Raw genomic sequence first — 23,579 nt, forward strand, 5'->3', positions numbered from 1 at the left:
CCGGGTCATGACCGGCGGGGCGGCGGGTCTGGACCGGAGACCGGCCCGCGCTGCCCGAGGTCCGGCGCCGGGCCCGACACGCGGTCCGACCTGCCCCGCGGCGTCCCGCCGTGTCCCGTCGTTCAGCCGTCGTCGGTGCGGCGCGCCGTACGGCCGGATATCTGTATTCGGTCGATGCTCCCGGTGACCGGGTCGCGGTGGAAGCGGCCGCCGGGCTCCAGGCTTCCGGTGGCCGGATCGCGCAGGTCGCAGGACAGGTCGGCGTAGCAGACCAGCGGGAGCGCCAGGTCGCCGTCCACGGACAGGGCGGGCTCCCCGTCCGGCCCGGCCGTGACGCGGTAGGTCGTGGTGCCGTTGCGGTACGTGCCGACGCAGCCGGGCAGGGCGGCGCGGCGCCCCCCGTCCACCAGGTGTCCTCCGGCGGGCACCCGGATGCCGGTCAGCCGGGCGAGTTCCCCGGTGAGGTCGCGCCACAGCGCGGTCGCGCCCCCGGCGTTGCCCGTGAAGGCGACCACCACCCCGCTCTCCGGGTCGACACGCAGATGGCAGGACGTGCCCTGGGCGTTGCCGTCGTGGCCGTACCAGGCGCGGTCGTCCCGCTGGTACTGGGCCAGTCCGGGGCTCCAGCCGTCGGCCAGGGTGCCGGGCCGGGCGGCGGGTTCGGGGCGGCGCATGTCCTTGGCGACGGCGGGCGGCAGCACGTCGGAGCGGCCGATCAGCGCGTTGCCGAACGCGGCCAGGTCCGCGGCGCTCGCGAGCAGCGCACCGGCCGGCGCCTCCAGCGGTGCCAGGTTCTGCCGGGCGGCGAGGGCCTGTCCGGTGGCGGTGTTGACCGCGTGTCCCGCGGCCAGGGGGCGGGCGGGGGCCGCGTCGCCGATGAACACCGGTACGACACCGAGCGGTTCGAGCAGCAGCGAGGTGACCGCCTCGGCCCACGGCATTCCGGTGACGGTCTCCACGAGCCGTCCGGCGGCGACGTAACCGGCGTTGGAGTAGGAGAAGTCACTGCCCGGCGGGAAGAGCAGGTCGCGGGCGGTGCACACCGACGTGAGGTAGCGGGCGGCGGTGGTCGCCGCGGCGGTGTCGGAGTCCGGCCCGGTGGGCAGCCCGCCGGTGTGGCTGAGCAGCTGGCGAATCGTCACCTCGGGGACGGAGCACAGCTCCTGGAGGTGCTCGGCGGCGGGCTCGTCCAGGTCCACGTCACCGTCGTCGGCCAGGAGCATGACCAGGGCCGCGGTGAAGGGTTTGGTGAGCGAGCCCAGGGGGACGGCCGTCTCCCCCGTGAGGAGGGTGCCGGCGGAGACGTCCGCCGTGCCGGTGTGTATGGATATGACGTCCGTGCCGGTGTCGAGGACCAGTTGCGCGCCGGGCACCCGGTGGGTGCGGGCGAGCGCGTCGAGCCGGTCCCGCAGTTGACGGCGTAACAGCGAGGGCGTCCGGGAAACGGGCGGAGCGGCGGGGATGGTGTACGGCATGAGAAGGGGACTCCCGTTGGATGGGTCTCATGTGCGGGTGTTCCGGACCGGCCCGGGTGTGAGCGGTACGGGGGCCGGCCGGTGCGCTTCGTGCGCCGGGTCCTACGCTCTGCCGACCTCGACGGGCAGTTGCCGGACGCCGATGAGCACGGCGGGGTTCTGATAGGTGATGTCCTCGTGGGACGGGATCACCAGGGAGCGGAATCGTTCATGCAACATGTTCAGGGCGATCCGCGCCTCCAGCCGGGCCAGCGGCGCGCCGAAGCAGAAGTGGATGCCGTGCCCGAAGGTCAGATGGGGATTGGGCGAGCGGGTCACGTCGAAGACGTCGGGCGCGTCGAAGCGGGCGGGGTCCCGGTTGGCGGCGCCCAGATGTGCCATCAGCAGGGTGTCGGCGGGGATCTCGTGACCACCGAGGACGACGGGCCTGGTCACCCGGCGGCCCAGTTCGGGGAAGGGGGGCAGCCAGCGCAGCACCTCCTCGACGGCGGCGGGGATGCGCAGCGGATCGGCGCGCAGCGCCGCGTCCGTCTCGGGGTACCGGTCGAAGGTGACGACCGCGTTGCCCAGCAGCGCGGTGGTGGTGATGTGTCCGGCGACCAGCAGCAGTGCCACGAAGCCGACCATCTCCTGGTCCCGCAGGCGCACGCCGTCCACCTCGGCGGCGATGAGTCTGCTGGTCAGGTCGTCACCGGGGGCGGCGCGGCGGGCGCGTATGTGGTCAAGGACGTAGCTGTTCATCTCGCGCACGGTGGGGGCGATGGCTTCCAGCGCCCGTTCCAGATCGGCCATGTCCGGCGCCTCGCCGAGCTGGTCGCCGCCGAACAGGACGCTCGCCCATTCCTGGAAGAGCCGGTGCTCCTCGGCGGGGATGCCGAGCAGTTCGGCGATCACGATGATCGGCAGCGGATAGGCCAGCGTGTCGACCAGGTCGAACCGGTCCTGGTCGGCGACCCCGTCCAGCAGCCGGGCGCAGACGGCCTCGATCCGGGGTTCGAGTCCCTGTACGACCCGGGGGGTGAACGCCTGGCTGATCAGGGTGCGGAGCTTGCGGTGCTCCGGGGGGTCCATGGCGACGAAGTTGCCCTGGGTGAAGGTCTCGAAGTCGGGCTGGGTGGGGCTGAGGGCGGACAGGTCCGAGGAGTACGTCGCGTGGTCGGAGAGCACGGCGGCGACGTTCTCGTGGTCGAGCACCTGCCAGACGCCCTGCGCCTCGTCGTGCCGTACCGGACCGGCCTCGCGTAGACCCCGCCAGCGGTCGGGTAACTCCTCCAGGAGGAGCCGTCCGCCCGTCGATTGCCTGCTGGTCACCTTGTCTCCTTGCTTGCGCGTGCGGGCACGGAGGAACCACACACACGAGGAATGGCGCGAACCGGCGCGGGCCGGTCGGCGGTAGATCTCGGGCATCGCCGCGCGAACGTCCGGACGGGAGCAGCGCGTGGCCCGTGTGGCGTGCCGATGACGTGCCATGGGGCGGCGGGACGGTCAGCTGCCGTCGGTCCGCTGCCGGGATGGACCGGAATCCGTCAACACATACGGCACAGGACGCGGCGGCTGCGCGGCCGGCCCCGGCCCCGCGGCGAGCCCGGTCGTACGGCGCACCAACCCGACATAGCCCATCCCCCTTGGCGAAACCTCCCGCGCGGTGGTGCCGCGGGACCCTCCCGGTTCGTATACGGACAACGGGGCCGAGGGCCCCGACTGCTCGGAACGCGATGTGACGATACGCAATCGTGGAGCATGCCGCCCCACGAATGGCATGATGCGCAGCCCGTCACACCTTCGTTTCGATGGATCTCGGCCACAGTCTTCACGGTGAGTCACACGTAAGCAACCCCCTGAAGTTGAACGGAGAGTACTGTGCCGGTGTTTTTGCGTCACCGTGGAGCAATCTCCGACGGGGCGTGCGCGCGCATGCCGTCGCGGCCGGATCGTCGCCCCCGCGGGTGCCCCGGCGCCCTGTCCGCAAACCGGCACCGTAAAAAATCTTCGCCCGCACCCCGGTCGGAACGCCACGCGTCGCGGCACCTCAGCGGCGCGGCGAAGCGCGACACGCCCGGGTCCGATGACCGAACACGGTCCTGATCTGGGCTGATTATCCGACAGAGAGGTTTGCCCGTACGGTCCTTCGGAAGCCATCCGCGATATGCCAGAGGCATGTCCCATATCCGTTCGACGGGCCACCGGGCCCCGTCCGCCCCTGCAGCACCCCTTGACAGTCCCCGGACGGGGGAAGCAAAGATTCCGGCCGGAGCGTGCGTTTTCAGCCAACCTGGCGCGTCGGGGGCGCACTTGGAGATCTCACTCACCACCCGCGCTCCCCCGGCGTGTCCCAGCGCGCGCCGTCCGCCGCGCGCGGCCCGTGGCCCGGTCGTGTGTGATGCCGGTGCCCGGGGCTCTCCCCTCGGGCACCGGCACCTGGAGGCGGTTCTGGCGGGCCGCCCGGTTCGGATCAGGACGTCAGGACGTCAGGTACGCCTCCACCTCGCTGAACTGCCCGGCCGGCCACCCCGTGTTGGCGCTGACCGACAGCCGCAGGTAGCGCAGGTTGGTGCCGCTCGGCAGGGACACCGTGGTGGTGTTGCCGCTCGCCGGGTCGAAGCGGTAGTCCTGGGCGCCGACCACGGTGGAATAGGTGGAGCCGTCGGTGCTGCCGAGCACGGTGACGGTCTGGGTGCGGGCGCCCCACGCCGAGGACGGCGGCAGCTTCAGCACCAGTCGGCGCACCGCGTACGACGCGCCGAGATCGACCGTCAGGGACTGCGGGAAGGCGTTGTTGGCCGACTCCCAGTACGAGTTGGCGTCACCGTCGACCGCCTTGCCGGGCGTGTAGACGTCCTGGGAGCCGGTCGCGGTGGCCGGACGCCCCTTGGCCAGGTTGCGGCCGGGGTCGGGCGCCGGGTTGCCCTGGCCGGGCTGGGGCCAGCTGGAGCAGTCCGACCAGGTGCTGGACCAGCCGGAGTTGCCGCCGCCGTCGGTGAGCGTGAAGGCACCGGAGTTCGCCGGGTACGGGCAGTTGTACACCCCGGCCGAGCCGACACCGGTGGCGGTGACGTCCTTGAACGTGGCCGCTCCCTGCGCCTCCCCCTGCACCACGACCGTGCCGGTGTTCCGCACCGTCGCCCCGCTCACCTGGACGTTCCGCACCGGATACCCCTGCCCGCCGCCGGAGACGAACTCAAAGGCGCTGTACGGGCTGTCGGTGATCGTCGTATTGGTGATGTTCACGTTGGCGTTGATGGCGCTGTCGTACGAGTCGACGCGCAACGCGCCCATCGGATGGTTCCAGTTGGGGTTCATGGCACCGGCGCGCACCAGCGTGTTGCCGTCGACGGTGATGGTGCCGGACAGCGGCGAGAACGGGTCCAGGAACTTCTGGTTGGAGATGGCGATGCCGCTGCCCAGGGAGTTGGTGTCGGAGACCAGGTTGCCGCGCACCGTGATGTCGGTACCGCCGTAGATGGCGATGCCGTTGGCGAGGTTGGGCTGGGAGACGGTGTTGTTCTCGAAGCTGGAGTCGGTGTCCGGGCCGTACAGCGACCACATCGCGAGGGAGTCGTCGCCCTGGTTGCGCAGGAAGTTGTTGCTGACCCGGACCCCCTTGGCGGTGCCGTTGAGGTTGATCCCGTCGGCGGTGGTGTCGAGGATCCGGTTGTTCTCCACGACCAGGTTGTCGTTGGTGCCGGTCAGCCACAGGCCGCACTTCAGGTGCTGGATCCACATGCCGGAGACGGAGGAGCCGGGACCGAGGGAGCCGTTGACGAAGTTGTCCGGGTTGGAGTCGACGCGTTCGGTGACCTCGCCGATCACCGCGAAGTCCTTGATGTGGACGTTCCCCGCGGAGCTGGACTGGTCGATGAACCGGGAGGTGTGCACGACCGAGTACCAGCCGCCCGCCCCCTGAAGGGTCACGTTCTGCACGCCGTTGAGGGAGGAGGTGAGCCTGTAGTCGCCCGGCGGGATCCACACGGTCCCGCCCTGGGCGGCGGCGATGGCGTCCCGGAACGCCTGGGTGGAGTCGCCGTTGCCGCTGGGGTCGGCCCCCTTGGAGACAACCGACACCGAACCGGACGGCTGCGCGGCGGCCGCCGCGACCTGCTCGAAGTCGGCCACGTCCACGGTGACTTGAGTACCGGTCGCCACGAACGCGACCTTGTCACCGGCCTGGACGTTCTGCCCCAGCAGCAGCCGAGCGTCGTCGAAGAAGTGATGCGTCCTGCTGCCCGCGATCCAGCCGGTGTCGACATAGGAGTACTTGGACGTCACCGGGAGGGTCTTGGCCAGCTTGGTGCCGTTGACGTACACGTCGAGCGAGCCGGACTGGCCGTCCGGGACGCTGTAGGAGACGTTCACCGCGTTGGCCGCGCGCGGCACGGTGAACTCCACCCGCTGCCCGGAGGTCAGCTGGACGGCCTGCCGCCCTGACGCCTCCGAGGCGAGCGTGCCCTGGGTGTAGTCAGGCCCGATCTTCGTGCCGTTGGTGGTGGCCGACTCGGCCTCGACCGAGGTGAAGGGCAGGGTGGCCCCCGCGGTCGCGGTCGCGGTCGCGTGCGCGGCGGGTGCCACCGCGACGAGCATCCCGGCGGCGAGGGCGACGACCGCCCCGATGGCCGGCATGCGCCTGACATATCTGACGGTGCTGGTGTGCATGAGCTGTTCCCTTCGTGGTGGGGGTGCTCGGGACAGCGGTGCGCCGCGGCTCAGGCGCCCAGCCAGACCGCGGTGTCCTGCGGCAGCCGGCCCGACTCGTCCAAGGGGCCGCTGGTGAGCAGGAGTTCGGAGTGCGCGGGCAGATCGGCGGGGGTGGCGGAGAAGTTGACCGCGCAGATCGCGCCGCCCGCCCGGGAGAAGGCGAGGACGCCGTCGGGGGCGGGCAGCCAGGTGAGTGGACCGGTGCCGAGGCGGGGGCGCAGGGCGATGGCCTCGCGGTAGAGGGTGAGCATGGAGCCGGGGTCGCGCTCCTGGAGGTCGGCCGCGTACGAAGGCCAGTCGTCCGGCTGCGGCAGCCAGGTCTCGCCCCGGGAGCCGAAGCCCGCGTACGGCATACCGGCGGCCCACGGCAGCGGCACCCGGCAGCCGTCCCGGCCGGGGTCGGCGCCGCCCGAGCGGTGGTACATCGGATCCTGGATGCGCTCGACCGGGATCTCCGCCTCCGGCAGCCCCAACTCCTCCCCCTGGTACAGGTACACCGACCCGGGCAGCGCGAGGGACAGCAGGGCGGCGGCCCGCGCCCTGCGGGTGCCGAGCGCCGGATCGGTCGGGGTGCCGAAGGCCTTGGTGGCGAAGTCGAAGGCGGTGTCCGCGCGGCCGTAGCGGGTGACCGTGCGGGTGATGTCGTGGTTGCACAGCACCCAGGTGGCGGGGGCACCGACCGGGGCGTGTTCGGCGAGGGTGGTGTCGATGGCGGCGCGCAGCCGTCCGGGGTGCCAAGGGCAGGACAGGAAGGAGAAGTTGAAGGCGGTGTGGAGCTCGTCGGGGCGCAGATAGCGGGCGAAGCGCTCGGCGTCGGGGAGCCAGACCTCGCCGACGAAGACACCGCCGTAGGCATCGGCGACGGCGCGCCAGGAGCGGTAGATGTCGTGGAGTTCGTCGCGGTCGACGAACGGGTGCGGCTCCGGGTGGGTGGCGAGGTCCGGGAGGTCCGGGTCCTTGGCGAGCAGGGCCGCGGAGTCGATGCGGACACCGGCGACCCCCCGGTCGAACCAGAAGCGGAGGATGTCCTCATGCTCCTGGCGGACCGCCGGGTGGGCCCAGTTGAGGTCGGGCTGTTCGGGGGTGAACAGGTGCAGGTACCAGTCGCCGTCGGGCAGCCGGGTCCACACCGGTTCGGTGGTGCCGGCGAACTGCGACGGCCAGTCGTTCGGCGGGAGTTCACCATGGGCGCCGCGTCCCGGCCGGAAGTGGAACAGGTCCCGCTCGGGGCTGCCGGGTCCGGCGGCGAGGGCGGCACGGAACCACGGGTGCTGGTCGGACACGTGGTTGGGGACGATGTCGATGAGGGTGCGGATGCCCAGGGAGCGGGCCTCGTCGATGAGTTTCTCCGCCTCGGCGAGGGTGCCGAACGCCGGGTCGATGGCGCGGTAGTCGGCGACGTCGTAGCCGCCGTCCTTCATCGGTGACCGGTACCAGGGGTTGAACCACAGTGCGTCCACGCCGAGTTCGGCCAGGTAGGGCAGCCGGGAGCGGACGCCCGCGAGGTCCCCGGTGCCGTCGCCGTCGCCGTCGGCGAAGCTGCGGACGTAGACCTGGTAGATGACGGCGGAGCGCCACCACGCGTGGTCGCTGAAGGCATGGGTGGGCTGTCCCACTGGGCTTTGCCTCTCTGTAGACGGGCGGTCGGCGGGCTGACGGTCGGCGGGCGGTCGGCGGGCGGGCGGGCGGCGTCAGCCCTTGGTGCTGCCCGCGCTGATCCCGGCGATGATGTGCCGCTGGAAGACGAGGAACAGCGCCACCATGGGGATGCCCGCGATCACCATCGCGGCGAGGAGCACGGTGAGCTGGATGTTCTGCGACAGCTGGACCAGGGCCACGCTGATCGGCTGTTTGTCGGTGTCGGAGAAGACCATCAACGGCCACAGGAAGTCCTGCCAGACGGCGACCAGCGCGAAGATGGACACGACGCCGAGCACCGGGCGGGACATGGGCAGCACGACGGACCACAGGGTGCGCAGCTTCCCGGCGCCGTCGATCTCGGCGGCCTCCAGCACATCGCGGGGCAACTGGTCGAAGAACCGCTTGAGCAGATAGAGGTTGAAGGCGTTGGCGACCGCCGGGAGCCAGATGGCGAGGGGGTCGTTGAGCAGGCTGGTGTGCAGCAGCGGCAGATCGGCGACGGTGAGGTACTTGGGCACCACGAGCGCCTGGGCCGGCACCATGAGGGTGGCGAGGATGCCGCCGAGGATCACCTTGCCGAAGGCCGGCCGCAGCTTGGACAGGGCGTAGGCGGCGGCCGTGCAGAACACCAGCTGGAGGGCCCAGGCACCGGCCGCCTGGACCACGGTGTTCCACAGGTGCTGCGGGAGCTGCATCAGGTCCCAGGCGTCGGCGTAGGCACCGGTGTGCCAGTGCTCCGGTACGAGCGTCGGCGGGGTCCTGGCCACCTCGTCGGGGGACTTCATCGCGCCGGTGACCATCCAGTACACCGGGAAGAGGAAGGCGAGCGCGAAGAGGACGACGACGGCGGTGAACACCGTCCAGTAGATCGCCCTGCCGCGTGGGCGGGCGAGGGTGGCCGGGGAGATCAGGGTGCGGGCGGCGGTCATGCGGTGTCCCCCTCGCTCCGGGTGAGCCGCAGATAGACGGCGGAGAAGGCGCCGAGCAGCAGCAGGAGCATGACGCTGAGGGCGCAGGCGCCGCCGAAGTCGTTGTAGAGGAAGGCGTATTTGTAGATGAGGTAGAGCACGGTGACGGTGGCGCTCTCGGGGCCGCCGCCGGTGATGACGAACGGTTCGGTGAACACCTGCATGGTGGAGATGATCTGAAGGAGCATCAGCATCATGATCACGAAGCGGGTCTGCGGGATCGTGACATGGCGGACGCGCTGGAGGAGGTTCGCGCCGTCGAGTTCGGCGGCCTCGTACAGCTCGCCGGGGATGGACTGGAGGGCGGCCAGATAGATGAGGACGGTGCCGCCCATGTTGGCCCAGGTCGCCACGATCACCAGGGAGACGAGCGCGGTGTCGGTGCCGTTGGACCAGTTGGAGGTGGGCAGGTGGACGAAGCGCAGCGCCTCGTTGGCGAGTCCGGCCCCGGGGTCGTAGAACCACTTCCACAGCAGGGCGCTGACCACCGGCGGGATCATCACCGGGAGGTAGACCACGACCCTGAAGAAGGCCTTGGCGTGCCGGAGTTCATTGAGCACGAGGGCCAGCAGGAAGGGGACGGCGAAGCCGATGAGCAGGGCGAGCAGCGTGAAGAAGAGGGTGTTGCGCCAGGCTGCGGCGAAGTCCGGGTCGTGCCAGACGCGGGTGAAGTTGGCGGTGCCGACCCACTGGGGCGGGGAGCCGGGGGTGTACTTCTGGAAGGCGATCACGACGGCGCGGATCGCCGGGTACCAGGAGAACAGGACGAAGCAGAGCAGGCCGCCGAGGAGGAAGGCGTAGGCGCGGGCCTGGTCGATCAGGCGGCGCCGGCCCCGGTCCCCTGCCGGGGCCGGCGCCTGGACCGGGGGGACGGTGGCCGCCGTCGGCCGCCGCTCGGCCGTCTTCGTCATGGCGGTCAGCTCCGGGCCAGAATGCTGTCGATCTTCCCGGACGCGTCCTTCAGGAGCCCGTCGATGTCGGCGTCCTTCTTGGTGAGGACGGCGGAGACGGTGCCGTCCAGGACGGAGTAGATCTGCTGCGCGTCCGGCGGCTCGATCTTCATCCGGAGCTTGGCGTTGCCGTCGAGGAAGCTCTGGTAGTTCTGCACCGGCACGTTGGCGTTGGCCTTCTTGATCTTCTGGTCCTCGGCGTCGGCGGCGCCGGTGAACAGGCGCGGCTCGGGCAGTCCGACGGGGGCGTTGTTCCGCTTCGCGCGGGCGTAGTCACCGAGGAAGCCCTTGCCCGGGGTCAGGTACATGTGCTCCAGCCACTTGAGACCGGCGCGGATCTGGGCGGGCGAGTCGTGCTTGTTGAACATGTAGCCGTCGCCGCCGATCAGGGTGCCCTGTCCGCCGGGCATGGGGCCGATGGCGATGTCGTCGTAGCTGGCGCCCTTCTCCTTGACGAGGATCGGGATGTTGTCGGGGGCGGCGAGGTACATGCCGAGCTTGCCCGCGCCCATCATCTGCTGCGCGTCGTTGATGACGAGGAGCTGCTTGCTGCCCATGGAGTTGTCCCGCCAGCGCATGTCGTGCAGGTTCTGCAGGACGGCGCGGCCCGCGGGGGTGTCGACGGTCGCCTTCTTGCCGTCGGCGCTGACCACGTCGCCGCCCTGCGAGTACAGCTCGGCGGTGAAGTGCCAGCCGCCCTGGTTCTGGGCGCTGTAGTCGGCGTACCCGACGGTGCCGCCCCCGAGGGCGGCGATCTTCTTGGCGTCGGCGCGGACCTCGTCCCAGGTCGTGGGCGGCTGGTCGGGGTCGAGACCGGCCCGCTGGAACAGGGCGCGGTTGTAGATCAGCCCCATGCTGTATCCGGTGCGCGGTATGCCGTAGACCTTCCCGTTCACCGTGTAGATGTCCCGCAGCTGCTTCTGGAGGGTGCCGTAGCTCTTCAACTCCTTGAGGTACGGCGTGAGATCGGCGGCCTGGTTGATGTCCACGACATGCCCGGCGTCGGTGAAGTACGTGTAGAACACGTCCTCCATCTGGCCACCGGCGAGCTTGGCGTCGAAGGTCTTGGGGTCCTCGCAGGGGAAGGCGTCATGGGTGACGACGTCGATGTCCGGGTTCTGCCGCTCGAAGGAGGCGACGTCCGCGTCGAAGAACTTCCGGTCGGTTCTGGAGCTCTTCGGTGGCTCGCAGTTGACGGTGATGCGTGTCTTGCCGCTCGCCGAACCGCCCTCGCCCGAACCGCAGGCGGTGGCGGCGAGGGCGAGGGAGGAGCAGACGCCGATCGCGACGAAGGTGCGGCGGAACCCGGTGCTTGTCATTCGATGGACCCCTCGGTGGCACTCATGGCGGGAGCTGCGGGCGCGGCACACTCAAGCACCGCCGACAAGGGTCCGCAAGATGTCGCGCGACTTCTGTAATTATTTGACAGCCACGCGGATGTACCGGCCAGGCACCGGGGCCTCAGTCGTGCGGCGCCTGCCCGGTCGATCCGCGCACCACCAGCTCGGGTTCGAACAGAAGCTCCTCGGGGGGTACGGCGGTGCCGCCGATCTGCGCGTTCAGCAGTTCCACGGCCGCGCGCCCCATGGCCTCGATGGGCTGGCGGACGGTGGTGAGCGGGGGCTCGGTGCAGTTCATGAACGCCGAGTCGTCGTAGCCGACGACGGAGATCCGGCCCGGGACGTCGTGGCCCTTGCGCCGGGCGGCCCGGATCGCGCCGAGGGCGAGGGGGTCGCTGGCGCAGATGATGCCGGTGACGCCCCGGTCGATCAGCCGTGCGGCGGCGGCGTGGCCGCCCTCGATGGAGAAGATGGCCCGCGCGACCCGCTCTTCCGGCAGGCCGCCGGTCAGGGCGTGCGCGGCGGCCAGTTTGCGAGCGGAGGGCATGTGGTCGCCGGGGCCGAGCACCAGCCCGATGCGCTCATGACCGAGCGAGGCGAGGTGCCGCCAGGCCTGTTCGACGGCGACCGCGTCGTCACAGGACACGCCCGGAAAGCCGAGGTGCTCGATGGCCGCGTTGACCAGGACGACGGGGATGTTGCGGTCGGCGAGCCGCCGGTAGTGGTCGTGCGGGGCGTCGGCCTGGGCGTAGAGACCACCGGCGAAGACGACGCCGGACACCTGTTGCTGGAGCAGCAGTTCGACGTAGTCCGCCTCCGAGACGCCGCCCTTCGTCTGGGTGCACAGCACAGGGGTGAGCCCGAGCTGGGCGAGCGCACCGCCGATGACCTCGGCGAATGCGGGGAAGATGGGATTCTGCAGCTCCGGCAGCACCAGGCCGACGAGCCGGGCGCGTTCACCGCGCAGCTGGGTGGGCCGCTCGTAGCCCAGGACGTCGAGGGCCGTCAGCACCGCCTGCCGGGTGGCGTCGGAGACCCCGGGCCTGCCGTTGAGCACCCGGCTGACCGTGGCCTCGCTGACTCCGACCTTCTTCGCCACTTCCGCAAGTCGTCGCGTCATGCGCGCAAGAATAGCGCGGCCCACGTAAGTGGCTTGCGTAAAGTTGCAGGAGACTGACGAGGCGCGCGGCGACCGACCGGGGCGGTGGAGCGGGGCCCTGACGGGCGGTCACCAGTTGGCGACGGCTACGGGGTCGACCTCGCAGTGCGCGATCTCCTCGACGCGCCCACTGCCGATGACGGAAACCCGGTAGGTCGTCCTGCCCTTCGCGGGTACCGACACCTGATCGCCCGCGCTTATGACGACGAGGCCGCGCCCGTTCTTGAAGGTCATCTTCACGAAGAAGACAGCCTCGCGTCCGTTCGGGTTCCTGACCTCGACGACCGCGTACGGATCCGCCATGCTCGCGCACCGCACGAGCGCCGCGGTGCCGTTCTTGAGGGGCCGGGGAGTGGCCGAGGGGGACGCCGTAGGGGTGGGCGTAGGGGTGAATGTGTGGGTGGCCGTACGGGTGGGCCGTGGCCGGGACGCGCCACTTCCCGACGGCCCCGACGAACTGTCGTGGTCCTGGCGGGAGTTGCTGCAACCGCCCCCGTCATCTCCGTGCCGGCTCCCCTGAGCATGGCCCGAGGAGAACCCCGTCAGTGCCAGCACGACCATCGCCGACACCGCTGTGACCTTGAGTCCCCGCCCCTGTGTATACATCCGGCCACCCTATCCACAGCCGTCACGGACCCTTCCGGGAGCCGCTCAGCGCGGTACGGCCTCCAGCACGTCGCTCCCCAGCGCCGTCAGATCGGGCAGACTGACGGCGTATCGGACGTATCGGCCCTGCCGTCCGGCCGTGAGCAGTCCCGCGCGACGCAGGACCGCGAGGTGGCGGGAGACTTCCGGGGCCGAGAGCTCCCAGGCGTGGGCCAGTTCACCGGTTCAGCAGTTCGTTCTTCAGGCGCAGGTCGTCGGCGGGTTGGACGGCGACGCCCGCCCAGGCGGCGTCGAAGAAGGCGTCGGCGCACCTACCCCGGCAGCGCCACCGCGCTGGTCGGCGAAGTGCCGTTGATCGCAGGGGTGTTGAGCCGGGATGATGGCGGATCGGCGGAGCGGTGACGGTGTCTCCCCCATGAGGACGCGAGGAGCGGCAGCAATGACAAGGGCTCGTGGAACGGTCTCGGTCGTGGTCGTGGGCATCGCGCTGCTGGCCGCGGGGTGCGGCGGCGGTGACGACACGAAGGCGGCGCCGTCCTCGGCCGACGCGCCGACCGCTGCCGCCGCCACTCCCACCGTCGCGGCGCACCCCGTCGCGACGGCCGCCTACGATCTTCAGGCGTACTGCGCCAAAGGCGGCCCCCGCACGCTTCTGACGGGACAGCCGGCGTACCGGGGCAAGGGGCCGCACCCCGTGCTGCTCGCCACCACGAGCCCGACGCCCCTGTCCGTCAACGAGACCCCGCTCCCCTCACCGGGCGAGACGGCGACCGCCCCGGCCCACGACACGTACCACCCCGATCCGGCGAAGGCGCAGCTGGTCGCCTGCGTCGTCAACACGGGCAAGGGCAAGCCGGTGACGACCTGCCGCTACGCCGACGACTACGTCCGCTCCTTCCGGCAGGGCCGGTACGACGTCACGGTGTACGAGGCGAGGACCGGCCGCAGGCTCGGCACCACGAGGGTGCTGGGCGACGACCGGTTCCAGTGCCTGGCCCAGGAGACGTTCTTGCAGGCGGAGCCCAAGTCGAAGACGGAGTGGCTGGATCCGTCCCTCCCGGCGTTCCGCAAGGCCCTCGCCCCCTGGGTGGACGCGGCGAAGTCGTAGGCACCCGCGCCTGATCGCGGATCTGCCTCGCACACCCGTGACCGACCACGGGACGTGAGCCGACGGGTGCGGGAGGCGCCCCGGTTCACATGCCGTCGTCGCCGTCGGCGAAAGCGGTGCGGGCGGCGCTCAGCAGCCGGGCGCAGCGCCGGGTCATGGCCTCGGCCGACTCGGCGGGGTGGTTGATCCACCAGCGGACCAGCGCGGTGCACAGACCGCGCCACGCGTGGGCGAGGGCGTCGGCGTCGAGCGGGTCGCCGGTCCCGGCGGCGTGCAGCAGCTCGGCGGTGCCGGTCGCGGCGAGGTCGTCGATGGCGTCACGGTAATGGGCCGCGCGGTGGGCGGCTTCGCTGCCGGGTGGCAACGAGGGGTCGTAGAGGACGAACCATGCCTCGCGCTCCCCGTCGAGAGCCGTGAACAGCGCGCGCAGCACACGCAGCGGCGTGCCCGGCGCGCCGCTGTCGTGGTCGGCCATCGCGGCGCGGATCGCGCCGAGCAGCCGGTCGCCGACCGGGGCGAGGCAGGCGAGGTAGAGGTCCTGTTTGCCGCCGAAGTACTGGTGCACGAGCGGCTTGGTGACGCCGACCCGGGCGGCGACGGCGGCCACGGTGGTGGCCTCGTACCCGTGTCGGCCGAACTCCTCGGTGGCCGCGGCCAGGACCTGCCGTTCGCGCGTGGCCCTCGGTACGCCCTTGGTACCGGCCCTGGAGGAGAGCGTTGTCATGGGACCAGATCTTACCCTAGGGTAATTTACCGCTGGGTAAATTCCCGTCCCCCGGACCCCGTTGGAGCGCGCCCATGCCCGCCGCCACGACCGACCCCCACACCTCCCGCACCCGCTCCTGGTGGGGCTGGGGCTATGCCGACGCCCACCCCGACGACGCCGAGTGCGTCGCGACCGGGGCCCTGTTGCCCGGTACCCTCCCCCGCCCGCTGCCGATCCCCGAAGTCGCCGACCTGCCCATCGGCCGCCCCGCCGCGACGCCCCCGGCGTCCCTGGCCCACCTGGTCACGGCCGATCCGGCGGCGCGCGCCGCGCACGCCATGGGCAAGGCGTACCGCGATGTCATCCGGGCCCTGCGCGGCCGGCCCGGCCGGATCCCCGATCTCGTCGCCCGTCCGACCCGCGACCAGGACGTGGCGGACCTGCTGGACTGGGCCGGCGAGCACGGCGTGGCCGTCATCCCCTTCGGCGGCGGCTCCTCGGTGGTCGGCGGTGTGGAGTACCGCGGCGACGCCCATCACGCCGTACTCTCCCTCGACCTGACTTCAATGGGCCGCGTCCTGGAGATCGACACGGCCGCCCGCTCGGCCCGCATCCAGGCCGGGGCCCTCGGCCCGGCGCTGGAGGCTCAGTTGCGGCCGCACGGACTGACCCTGCGCCACTTCCCGCAGAGCTTCGAGTTCTCCACCCTCGGGGGCTGGCTGGCCACCCGGGCGGGCGGCCACTACGCCACCGGCCACACCCACATCGACGACTTCGCGCAGTCCCTGCGGGTGATCACGCCCGCCGGGACCGGCACCTCCTGGCGACTGCCCGCATCCGGCGCCGGGCCATCGCCCGACCGGTTCTTCCTCGGCTCCGAGGGCACGCTCGGCGTCATCACCGAGGCATGGATGCGGCTGCGGGAACGCCCCCGGCACAAGGCCTCCGCGTCCGTGGCCTTCGCCGACTTCCACCGCGCGCTGGAGGCGGTGCGGGCCATCGCCCAGTCCGATCTCGCCCCGGCCAACTGCCGTCTGCTCGACCCGGGCGAGGCCCTGCTGTCCGGCGCCTCCCAGGACGGCTCCGCCGTGCTGGTCCTGGGCTTCGAGTCCGCCACCGCCCCCGTCGACGCCCGCCTCGCGGCCGCCGTGGACCTGGCCCGCGCCCACGGCGGTCGGGGCGCGGCGGCCCCGGCGGACCTTCCGATCTCCCACGGCGGTCGGGGCGCGGCGGCCCCGGCGGACCGCGACGCCCCGCCGGACGCGGCGGTGGGCGCCTGGCGCTCGGCGTTCCTGCGGATGCCCTATCTGCGCGACGGCCTGGCCCGTATGGGCGCCGTCGTCGAGACGTTCGAGACCGCCGCCACCTGGGGCGCGATTCCCGCCCTGATCGACGCCGTCCGCACCGAGGTCGGCGCCGCCGCCGCGCGGGCCACCGGGCACCCGGCCACCATCAACTGCCGCCTCACCCACGTCTATCCCGACGGCGCCGCCCCCTACTTCACCGTGGCCGTCGCCGGCCGGCCCGGCGACGAGGTCGAGGTCTGGGACGACATCAAAGCGGTCGCGGCCGAGGTCCTGCACCGCCATCGCGCCACCATCACCCACCACCACGCCGTCGGCCGCGACCACCGACCCGGCTACGACCGCCAGCGCCCGGACCCCTTCGCGCTGGCGCTGCGCGCCGCCAAGGACGCCCTGGACCCCCACCGCATCCTCAATCCGGGCGTTCTGCTCGACTGACCGGACGGCCTCGGTGTCCACGGGGGTCGGCCCCGCCGGGCATGGCACGACCCGGCAGCCGCCGCCCACGACGGGAGGGTACGAGTGCCACGGCCCGGCCCCCTCACCACCGGCCCTGCGCTTCCTGGTCGACCTGGGCACGGCGCGGCCCGGGCTCCCGCACACCGCGGAGTGACCGGCGATCAGCCCTCGCGCGGCGGGCGTTGATCCGCCGGCAACCGCTTCGTGATCCGGTCGAACAGGTCCGTCAGAGGCTCGCCGATGTCCTGTCCGAACTCGGTGAGTCCGTAGGTGACTTGGGGCGGCGTCGTCGGCTCGACCTCCCGCCAGATCAGCCCGTCGCTGAGGAGCGCCCGCAAGGTCTGGGCGAGCATCTTCTCGCTGATGCCCTGGATGCTGTCACGCAGCTCGTAGAACCGAAGGTCGTTGCTCCGCAAGGAGATCAGCACCCAGATGCCCCACCTGCTGGTGACGTGGTCGACCATGTCGCGCGCAGGGCAGTCGGTGTGAAACACCTCATACCGCTTGCCCACCTCGGCCTGCTTCAGCTGCGCGCCTTCCACCATGTCCGGAGCTTACCTCTGGGTATGTTCTTACGGAAAGTAAGCCCGCCTCCTAGCGTCAACCGCCTTAGCGCACAACGGACTAGGAGCTGAACATGATCGTGGTGACCGGGGCCACCGGAAACGTGGGCCGGACCTTGACGCAGGCCCTGGCCGAGGCGGGCGAGCAGGTGACGGCGGTGTCGCGGCACGCGGCGGCGGTGCCGAGCGGGGTCCGGCACGTAGAGGCCGACCTGGCCCGGCCGCAGGATCTCGCCGCCGTGCTGGACGGGGCGAAGGCGCTGTTCCTCCTGCTCTCCGGGGACCTGCACGCCCCCGAGGCCAGGCCGGCCGACATCATCGACCTGGCCGCGGCGAGCGGGGTCCGCCGGGTCGTCCTGCTGTCCTCGCAGGGCGTGGCGACCAGGCCGCACGGCCCGACGCGGATCGCGATGCGCGCGCTGGAGGACGCGTTGCGGGCGTCCGGCCCGGACTGGGCCGTCCTGCGACCGGGCGGCTTCGCCTCCAACGCCTTCGCCTGGGCGGAGTCCGTACGCACGCAAGGGGTGGTCGCCGCGCCCTTCGGTGACATCGGGGTGCCGGTGGTCGACCCGGCGGACATCGCCGAGGTCGCGGCGGCCTGCCTGCTGGAGGACCGGCACACCGGCGGGATCTTCGAGCTGACCGGGCCCGAGGTGATCACGCCACGTCAGCAGACGGAAGCCCTCGCGACCGCGCTCGGCTCGCCGGTGCGGTTCCACGAACTCACCCGCGCGGAGGCCAGGGCCGCGATGACCCGGTTCGTGCCGCCGGAGCTGGCCGACGACACCCTGGACATCATCGGCGCCCCGAACTCCGCCGAGCTGCGGATCAGTCCGGACGTGGAACGAGTCCTGGGCCGCGCCCCGAGGCCCTTCGGCGACTGGGTCGCCCGTCACGTCGCCGCCTTCCGCTGAGGCAGGGGCCGGGGCACGACGCGGCTGACGCGAACTGGCTCACGGCACCGTCCGCCGACTGAATCCGGCGCCAGGGGATATCCGCAAAGCAGGTCATCCCCTGGGAGGAAGCATGACATTGGTGAAGGCGGGCGTCGTGGTCCTCGACTGCGCCGAACCCGAGAAACTGGCCGTGTTCTACAAGGAGTTCCTGGAGGGGGAGCAGACGGACGCCTCGGCCAACCTCGTGGAGGTCCGCGGCGCCGACGGCATACGGCTGGCGTTCCGCCGTGATGTGAACGCCGTCTCCCCCAGCTGGCCCCGCCCGGAGAACTCCCTCCAGTCCCATCTGGTCTTCCTCGTCCAGGACTTGGACGCGGCCGAGCGGCGGCTGGTGGGGCTCGGCGGCCGACCGATCGAGACGAGGGACCCGGCAGGGCCGTACGAGGAACGCGGCTACACCGACCCGGCCGGTCACTCCTTCACCCTGCGCCTGGTGCCCATCACGGCACCCAAGCAGGGCTGAACCCCGACGCCCGCGCGCTCCCGTACACGCCCCGCGCGCGGGCGACACCGCTGACGGCGCAACGTCGGGTCGTACGAGCCCGAAGCACCGTTGCGAGCACCGCCACGGGAAAAACCCCACCGCACCATCACCCATCGGCGCTATCTTCCCCATGCTCACCCACGCCCGTCATACCGGGCACCGAACCGGGTCATCTTGGGAGGCGCCCTGTGAAGAGGTTCTTCGGACCGGTGAAGATGGCGGAGCCGACGGTCTCCGACGCCGAGTTCGAGCTGTTCGGCGGACCACTGCGCTATGACCTGGGCTGGTCCCAGCACGAGCACGCGGGGCTCGACCTCACCATGATGTCCGCGCTGCGCTCGATGCCCGCACTCGTCGGCGCCACCCTGCGCATGGCGTGGCAGGCCGACCGGCGGGCGCTGCTCGCCGTGGCGGTCGGCGAGATCGGGCAGGGCGTCGCCGCCGCCGTGAGTCTGCTCGCCGTCAACGCGGTCATGCACGCCCTGCTCGCCGGAGACGGCAGCGCCGCCCAGCGCCTGCACGCGCTGTTACCCGGTCTGCTGGCGGCCGCCGCCATCGCCGTCGTCAACTCCGCCCTCTCCGCCTGGTCCACCTCCCGCGCGGGACGCCTGGAACCGAAGGTCGAGCGGATCGCCATCACCCGGTATCTGGCCGCCGCCGTCGGCGTCGAGCTGGAAGCCATCGACGACCCCGACTTCCGGCGGCTCGTCGATGTCGCCGAGCACGGCCCCAGCGCCGCCCGCCGGATGATCGGTGCCTGCGTCGCCGCGCTGAACGGACTCATCTCCCTGGTCACCACCGCCGGTGTGCTCACCGTGCTGCACCCGGTCCTGCTGCCCATGCTGATCCTCATCGCGGCCCCGCGCGGATGGGGCGCCATGCGCGTGGCCCAGGAGCGATACGTATCGGTGATGAGCTGGATCGAGCATGTCCGCGCCGGCCGCCTCATCGGCAATCTACTCACCGAGCGCACCGCCGCCCAGGAGGTCCGCCTGCACGGCGTCGGCGCCTTCCTCCTCAGCCGCTACCAGCGCATGGCCGAGAGCGCCGAGGCGGAACAGGAGCGCCTCGCCGCCGGCAAAGCCCTGACCGAATGGGTCGCCTCCGCGCTGTCGGGCCTGGCCGTGGCCGCCACCTACGGGACCATGTTCTGGCTGATCACGGCCGGTCAGATGAGCCTCGCCCTGGCCGGCACCGCCGTGATCGCGGTGCGGACCGGATCGGCGAGTCTGGGCGCGCTGGTCATGAACGTCAACCAGTTGCACGAGGAATCGCTCTACGTCCGCGACCACGGCCGGTTCCTGACCCAGGCGGCGCGGCGCGTCATCCCCTCGGGCGGCGACCCGGTACCCGAGCGGGTCGAGGAGGTCGTCCTCGACCGCGTCACCTACCGCTACCCCGACCGTGACACGGCCGCCCTGGACCAGGTGTCGCTGACCCTGCCGATGGGCTCGGTCACCGCCGTGGTGGGCGAGAACGGCTCCGGCAAGAGCACGCTGATGAAGATCCTCTCGGGCCTGCTGCTGCCCCAGAGCGGCGCCCTGCGCTGGGGCCGGGCGGACGTCACCGGGCTCGACCGCGCACAGGTCTTCGAACGCGTCTCCCTGCTCACCCAGGACTTCCAGCGCTGGCCGGTGACCGCGGCGATGAACATCCGTCTTGGCCGGCCCGCCCACGCCGTCACTCCGGAGGGCCTGCGAGCATCGGTCGACTACGCCGGCGCGGGCCCCGTCATCGCCAAACTCCCCGACGGCCTGCGCAGCCTGCTGGCCCGTATGTTCCGCGGCGCCATCGAACTGTCCGGCGGCGAATGGCAGAAAGTGGGCCTGGCCCGCACCCACTGGCGCAGCTCGACCGCGCAGGCGGACGGTGTCCTCATCGTCGACGAGCCCACCTCCGCGCTCGACCCCGAGGCCGAGATCGAGGCCTTCGACCGCATCCGCCGCCTCGCCGCCCCGAACCGGGCCGTCGTCCTGGTCACCCATCGCATGTCCGGGGTCCGCCACGCCGACCGCATCTACGTCCTCAACGCGGGGCGCCTCGTCGAACAGGGCACGCACGACGAACTCATCGCCGCACAGGGTCGGTACGCCGCCATGTTCGACGCCCAGGCCGCCCAGTACGCGCCCGCACCCGGCCTCGGCATCCCGGACCCCACCGCACCCACCGTCGCGGACCCCGCGTGACCCGTCCGAGCCCCGCCAGGTCCGTCCGGCCGTACACCTGGACGCGCCGTACGCCCGGACGCGCCGTACGCCCGGACGCGCCGTACGCCCGGTCGGACGTCCCGGCGTGCGCGCCGTACGGGGCGGGCACAGGATTCGGTGGGTGATCCTGCCGACGGCGAAGGGCTGGCTGCCGCGTGAGTGATGCGACGTCCCACGGGTCCACCGGACCACCGCCCGGACACACCGGGCTGCCGAAGTCCGTCGTGGAGCTGCCCCGACAGGTACGGGAAGAACTGACCCGGCGGCTGCGCCGTAACAAGCGGGCCTTCCGCGAGGACGACATCCAGATCGTCGAGGGCCCCCTGCTCCGGCGCGCGGTCGGCGCCTCCGCGCTGGGCAACTGCATGGAGTGGTTCGACTTCGGCATCTACAGCTATCTGGCCGCGATCATCGGCAAGGTGTTCTTCCCGTCGGCCTCGCCGACCGCCCAGCTGATCTCCTCGTTCGCGACGTTCGCCGCCGCCTTCGTGGTGCGACCGCTCGGGGGGCTCGTCTTCGGGCCGCTCGGGGACCGGATCGGCCGGCAGAAGGTGCTGGCCACCACCATGATCATGATGGCTGCCGGTACCTTCTCCATCGGCCTGATCCCCGGCTTCACGACCATCGGCGTCGCGGCTCCGGTGCTGCTGCTGATCGCCCGGATGGTGCAGGGCTTCTCGACCGGGGGCGAGTACGGCGGAGCCTCCACGTTCGTCTCGGAGTACGCGCCGGACCGCCGCCGCGGCTTCCTCTCCAGCTGGCTCGACTTCGGCACCTTCGTCGGCTACGCGCTCGGCTCCGCCCTGGTCACCGTGCTGAACCTGACCCTGAGCGATGCCGCGATGCTCTCCTGGGGCTGGCGGGTGCCGTTCCTGATCGCCGGTCCGCTCGGCGCGATCGGCCTCTACATCCGGCTCAGACTGGAGGAGTCCCCGGCCTTCCAGCAGCAGCTGGACGAGCATGAGAAGAGCCTCGCCCAGGCGTCGGTGGGCGGCGAGTTCAAGGACATCATCGGCAGGCACTGGCGTGAGCTGCTGCTGTGCATGGGCATCGTGCTGCTCTACAACGTCACCAACTACATGGTGACCGGGTTCATGCCCACGTATCTGACCGAGGACCTGCACCACTCCCCCGCCTTCGCCGACCTGCTGGTCCTCATCGGCATGCTGTGGATCGTGCTGCTGATCACGTTCATCGGCCGGCTCAGCGACCGGGTCGGCAGGCGCCCGGTCTACGCCGTGAGCGCCGCCGCCATGATCGTCCTCGCGGTCCCGTCGTTCCTGCTGCTCATGAGCGGGGGGACCTGGCTGCCGCTGCTCGGGATGCTGGTCCTCGCCACCCTGCTGGCGTGCTTCGCGGCGCCCAGCGCGGCCACCCTGCCCGCCCTGTTCCCCACGGCGGTGCGCTATGCCGCCATGGGTATCGGCTTCAACGTCGCGGTGGCCGCGTTCGGGGGCACGACGCCGCTGGTCACCGAGGCGCTGGTCAAGCTCACCGGCGACAATCTGGCGCCCGCCTACTACCTGATGCTCGCCGGCGCCATCGGACTGATCACGGTGCGGTTCCTCCCGGAGACCGCCCAGATGCCGCTGAACGGATCGCGCCCGATGGTCGGCTCCCGGCAGGAGGAACAGGAACTGATCAGCACCTCACAGGACCTGTACCTGTTGGCGGAGGGCGGTCCGCGCGCCGTCTAGGGCCGGTGCGCGCACGCGCCTCGGATTCTCAGGACTGGGGTCGTCTGCCGTGATTGGCGGGGTGGTTGCGGCGCGCCTTCTTCTTGCGGCGTCTCTTCGAGGACATGCGAACCTCCAGGGGTGGAAATACCGGTTCGGCGGAGCACGCGCGAGCGCTGACCGTCAGTCCTCCTCGCGCTCCGTCTCCGCCTGCTCCTCCCGCACATCCCGCCGGTCCTCACGGGTGCGCTCGGCGAGTTCCGCCTCGTCGGGCCGGCGCGGCATACCGCGGCCGTGACCGGTGTCCGGGTCTCCCTCGACCTGCTCGTTGGACTTGTGGTGATGGTGCGACATGGGATCCTCCTCGGACGAGTACCCCGGGGTTGTGCCACGCCCGGACGTGATCGCACGACGGCTCCTGGGCGGCGCGAGGCGGCGATCCACGAGGGCGTTGTTCCGAGGGTCCGTACTCACTGAACCCCGCCGGGCCCGCCGCCGCAAACGGAGGGGAGCGCCGACGCCGTCCCAGGCACCGGGTGCCACCACTCGGCTGCCGGTGCGGTTCATTCGGTCCGGGAGCGCCGCTGCCGCTGGTACTCGTCCCAGTCGGCCGGCGGATACGTCGCCTGGGGGGCGGCGAGGGCCACATCGACCGCGATGGAGATCTCGGCGTCGAAGAAGCCGAGGTCCCGGATCAACTCCATCGCCTGTACGGTCGCTTCGCCGAGCGGACGGGCCATGCGATCCGCACCGGACGGGAAACCCACCGGGTACATCCGCGCCGTCCCGAGCTCGTGCTCGGCCCGCTCGTCCATGCCGAGGGCGGAGAAGCCGGCGGCCAGGGCGACCCGGGTGAGCGCCTGGGACATGGCCCCGGACATGAGCGTGACGCCGTACAGCGTCTGCGTGGGACCGCCGGCCGTGCCGTCCGCGCGCGATGTGCGGTCGCACCGCTGCTCCAGGCGTTTCCGGTCGGCCTCCAGCAGCGCGTGCGCCTCCTCCAGCGCACGGCCGAAACGCGTCAGTTCGGTCAGGTCAAGGGACATCTCGTTTCCTTCCCGTCAACTGCACCGACTCTATGGGTGGTTGCGGTGCGCGCGGGAGCCGTCACGCATAGTCGGCCTGATGTGGTCACCGGGACGCCCGCCCCGGCGCCCGGACCTGTGCGAGATACCGATCGTCGAGCCGCTCCTGGGCGCGGTTCCCAGCCGAGCGAGCGGCCCGTTCGTCTGCCACCCTGAACGTAGCTGACGACGGGCGACGCCGGCCTCCTCCGGAACGGGAG

At 71.3% G+C, this 23,579-nt stretch carries 19 protein-coding genes and 1 pseudogene; 6 read left to right on the forward strand and 14 right to left on the reverse strand.

Annotated features, from left to right (window positions below):
- Positions 1-122: 122 nt before the first annotated feature.
- The 10 genes and pseudogenes from ACLF5H_RS30960 to ACLF5H_RS31005 all read right to left on the reverse strand — a co-directional run.
- Positions 123-1,475, reverse strand: a complete 1,353-nt coding sequence (locus tag ACLF5H_RS30960) for a serine hydrolase domain-containing protein (protein WP_421679307.1) — start codon at positions 1,473-1,475, stop codon at positions 123-125.
- 102 nt (positions 1,476-1,577) lie between these two features.
- Positions 1,578-2,786 carry a cytochrome P450 gene (locus ACLF5H_RS30965; protein WP_421679308.1) on the reverse strand — a complete coding sequence of 403 codons (1,209 nt, stop codon included), beginning with the start codon at positions 2,784-2,786 and terminating at the stop codon, positions 1,578-1,580.
- Between the two features lie 1,149 nt (positions 2,787-3,935).
- Positions 3,936-6,125, reverse strand: coding sequence for a discoidin domain-containing protein (locus tag ACLF5H_RS30970; protein WP_421679309.1), 2,190 nt, complete (start codon positions 6,123-6,125; stop codon positions 3,936-3,938).
- Positions 6,126-6,175: 50 nt separating this feature from the next.
- Positions 6,176-7,783, reverse strand: coding sequence for a glycoside hydrolase family 13 protein (locus ACLF5H_RS30975; RefSeq protein WP_421679310.1), 1,608 nt, complete (start codon positions 7,781-7,783; stop codon positions 6,176-6,178).
- Between the two features lie 75 nt (positions 7,784-7,858).
- Positions 7,859-8,737, reverse strand: a complete 879-nt coding sequence (locus ACLF5H_RS30980) for a carbohydrate ABC transporter permease (protein ID WP_421679311.1) — start codon at positions 8,735-8,737, stop codon at positions 7,859-7,861.
- On the reverse strand, positions 8,734-9,687 hold the full coding sequence (locus tag ACLF5H_RS30985) for a carbohydrate ABC transporter permease (protein WP_421679312.1): 954 nt from the start codon (positions 9,685-9,687) through the stop codon (positions 8,734-8,736). Before ACLF5H_RS30985 ends, ACLF5H_RS30980 begins: the two co-directional genes overlap by 4 nt.
- Before the next feature lie 5 nt (positions 9,688-9,692).
- Positions 9,693-11,045, reverse strand: coding sequence for an ABC transporter substrate-binding protein (locus ACLF5H_RS30990; protein WP_421679313.1), 1,353 nt, complete (start codon positions 11,043-11,045; stop codon positions 9,693-9,695).
- 142 nt (positions 11,046-11,187) lie between these two features.
- A complete protein-coding gene (locus tag ACLF5H_RS30995) occupies positions 11,188-12,186 on the reverse strand; it encodes a LacI family DNA-binding transcriptional regulator (RefSeq protein ID WP_421679314.1) in 999 nt (332 codons plus the stop codon).
- Between the two features lie 108 nt (positions 12,187-12,294).
- Positions 12,295-12,528, reverse strand: a complete 234-nt coding sequence (locus tag ACLF5H_RS31000; protein WP_421679315.1) for a hypothetical protein — start codon at positions 12,526-12,528, stop codon at positions 12,295-12,297.
- A gap of 348 nt (positions 12,529-12,876) precedes the next feature.
- Positions 12,877-13,050 (reverse strand): annotated as a pseudogene (locus ACLF5H_RS31005) (ArsR/SmtB family transcription factor); the annotation flags it as partial.
- A 220-nt stretch (positions 13,051-13,270) separates the two neighbouring features.
- On the opposite strand from ACLF5H_RS31005, the gene ACLF5H_RS31010 reads away from it, so the two are divergent.
- On the forward strand, positions 13,271-13,939 hold the full coding sequence (locus ACLF5H_RS31010; protein ID WP_421679316.1) for a hypothetical protein: 669 nt from the start codon (positions 13,271-13,273) through the stop codon (positions 13,937-13,939).
- An 85-nt stretch (positions 13,940-14,024) separates the two neighbouring features.
- Here ACLF5H_RS31010 and ACLF5H_RS31015 read toward each other — a convergent pair whose 3' ends face one another.
- Positions 14,025-14,663 carry a TetR/AcrR family transcriptional regulator gene (locus ACLF5H_RS31015; RefSeq protein ID WP_421679317.1) on the reverse strand — a complete coding sequence of 213 codons (639 nt, stop codon included), beginning with the start codon at positions 14,661-14,663 and terminating at the stop codon, positions 14,025-14,027.
- A gap of 74 nt (positions 14,664-14,737) precedes the next feature.
- Here ACLF5H_RS31015 and ACLF5H_RS31020 point away from each other — a divergent pair, with 74 nt between their 5' ends.
- Positions 14,738-16,387 (forward strand): FAD-binding oxidoreductase, encoded by a 1,650-nt coding sequence (locus tag ACLF5H_RS31020; RefSeq protein WP_421679318.1) that lies wholly within the window; start codon positions 14,738-14,740, stop codon positions 16,385-16,387.
- Positions 16,388-16,569: 182 nt separating this feature from the next.
- On the opposite strand, the gene ACLF5H_RS31025 is transcribed toward ACLF5H_RS31020, so the two are convergent.
- Entirely contained in the window at positions 16,570-16,953 is a 384-nt protein-coding gene (locus ACLF5H_RS31025; protein ID WP_421679319.1) for a winged helix-turn-helix transcriptional regulator, read from the reverse strand.
- 92 nt (positions 16,954-17,045) lie between these two features.
- On the opposite strand from ACLF5H_RS31025, the gene ACLF5H_RS31030 reads away from it, so the two are divergent.
- From ACLF5H_RS31030 to ACLF5H_RS31045, 4 genes are all read left to right on the forward strand, one after another.
- Positions 17,046-17,885 carry an SDR family oxidoreductase gene (locus ACLF5H_RS31030; RefSeq protein ID WP_421679320.1) on the forward strand — a complete coding sequence of 280 codons (840 nt, stop codon included), beginning with the start codon at positions 17,046-17,048 and terminating at the stop codon, positions 17,883-17,885.
- A 112-nt stretch (positions 17,886-17,997) separates the two neighbouring features.
- Positions 17,998-18,390: a VOC family protein gene (locus ACLF5H_RS31035; protein ID WP_421679321.1), complete on the forward strand. Its 393-nt coding sequence runs from the start codon at positions 17,998-18,000 to the stop codon at positions 18,388-18,390.
- Positions 18,391-18,599: 209 nt separating this feature from the next.
- Positions 18,600-20,597 carry an ATP-binding cassette domain-containing protein gene (locus tag ACLF5H_RS31040; protein WP_421679322.1) on the forward strand — a complete coding sequence of 666 codons (1,998 nt, stop codon included), beginning with the start codon at positions 18,600-18,602 and terminating at the stop codon, positions 20,595-20,597.
- 230 nt (positions 20,598-20,827) lie between these two features.
- Positions 20,828-22,315, forward strand: a complete 1,488-nt coding sequence (locus ACLF5H_RS31045; RefSeq protein WP_421679417.1) for an MFS transporter — start codon at positions 20,828-20,830, stop codon at positions 22,313-22,315.
- 162 nt (positions 22,316-22,477) lie between these two features.
- Here ACLF5H_RS31045 and ACLF5H_RS31050 read toward each other — a convergent pair whose 3' ends face one another.
- A complete protein-coding gene (locus ACLF5H_RS31050) occupies positions 22,478-22,648 on the reverse strand; it encodes a hypothetical protein (RefSeq protein ID WP_421679323.1) in 171 nt (56 codons plus the stop codon).
- Between the two features lie 209 nt (positions 22,649-22,857).
- A complete protein-coding gene (locus tag ACLF5H_RS31055; protein ID WP_421679324.1) occupies positions 22,858-23,340 on the reverse strand; it encodes a hypothetical protein in 483 nt (160 codons plus the stop codon).
- Positions 23,341-23,579: the final 239 nt, after the last annotated feature.

Origin of the sequence: Streptomyces sp. LaBMicrA B280, assembly GCF_049222185.1 — a bacterium.
GTDB lineage: Bacteria > Actinomycetota > Actinomycetes > Streptomycetales > Streptomycetaceae > Streptomyces > Streptomyces murinus.

What these genes read in the sequence shown, in the direction of transcription:
- ACLF5H_RS30960 (WP_421679307.1), bottom strand. Translation starts at nt 1,475, where the DNA reads ATGCCGTACACCATCCCCGCCGCTCCGCCCGTTTCCCGGACGCCCTCG.
- ACLF5H_RS30970 (WP_421679309.1), bottom strand. Translation starts at nt 6,125, where the DNA reads ATGCACACCAGCACCGTCAGATATGTCAGGCGCATGCCGGCCATCGGG.
- ACLF5H_RS30980 (WP_421679311.1), bottom strand. Translation starts at nt 8,737, where the DNA reads ATGACCGCCGCCCGCACCCTGATCTCCCCGGCCACCCTCGCCCGCCCA.
- ACLF5H_RS30985 (WP_421679312.1), bottom strand. Translation starts at nt 9,687, where the DNA reads ATGACGAAGACGGCCGAGCGGCGGCCGACGGCGGCCACCGTCCCCCCG.
- ACLF5H_RS30990 (WP_421679313.1), bottom strand. Translation starts at nt 11,045, where the DNA reads ATGACAAGCACCGGGTTCCGCCGCACCTTCGTCGCGATCGGCGTCTGC.
- ACLF5H_RS30995 (WP_421679314.1), bottom strand. Translation starts at nt 12,186, where the DNA reads ATGACGCGACGACTTGCGGAAGTGGCGAAGAAGGTCGGAGTCAGCGAG.
- ACLF5H_RS31000 (WP_421679315.1), bottom strand. Translation starts at nt 12,528, where the DNA reads ATGGCGGATCCGTACGCGGTCGTCGAGGTCAGGAACCCGAACGGACGC.
- ACLF5H_RS31010 (WP_421679316.1), top strand. Translation starts at nt 13,271, where the DNA reads ATGACAAGGGCTCGTGGAACGGTCTCGGTCGTGGTCGTGGGCATCGCG.
- ACLF5H_RS31015 (WP_421679317.1), bottom strand. Translation starts at nt 14,663, where the DNA reads ATGACAACGCTCTCCTCCAGGGCCGGTACCAAGGGCGTACCGAGGGCC.
- ACLF5H_RS31020 (WP_421679318.1), top strand. Translation starts at nt 14,738, where the DNA reads ATGCCCGCCGCCACGACCGACCCCCACACCTCCCGCACCCGCTCCTGG.
- ACLF5H_RS31025 (WP_421679319.1), bottom strand. Translation starts at nt 16,953, where the DNA reads ATGGTGGAAGGCGCGCAGCTGAAGCAGGCCGAGGTGGGCAAGCGGTAT.
- ACLF5H_RS31030 (WP_421679320.1), top strand. Translation starts at nt 17,046, where the DNA reads ATGATCGTGGTGACCGGGGCCACCGGAAACGTGGGCCGGACCTTGACG.
- ACLF5H_RS31035 (WP_421679321.1), top strand. Translation starts at nt 17,998, where the DNA reads ATGACATTGGTGAAGGCGGGCGTCGTGGTCCTCGACTGCGCCGAACCC.
- ACLF5H_RS31050 (WP_421679323.1), bottom strand. Translation starts at nt 22,648, where the DNA reads ATGTCGCACCATCACCACAAGTCCAACGAGCAGGTCGAGGGAGACCCG.
- ACLF5H_RS31055 (WP_421679324.1), bottom strand. Translation starts at nt 23,340, where the DNA reads ATGTCCCTTGACCTGACCGAACTGACGCGTTTCGGCCGTGCGCTGGAG.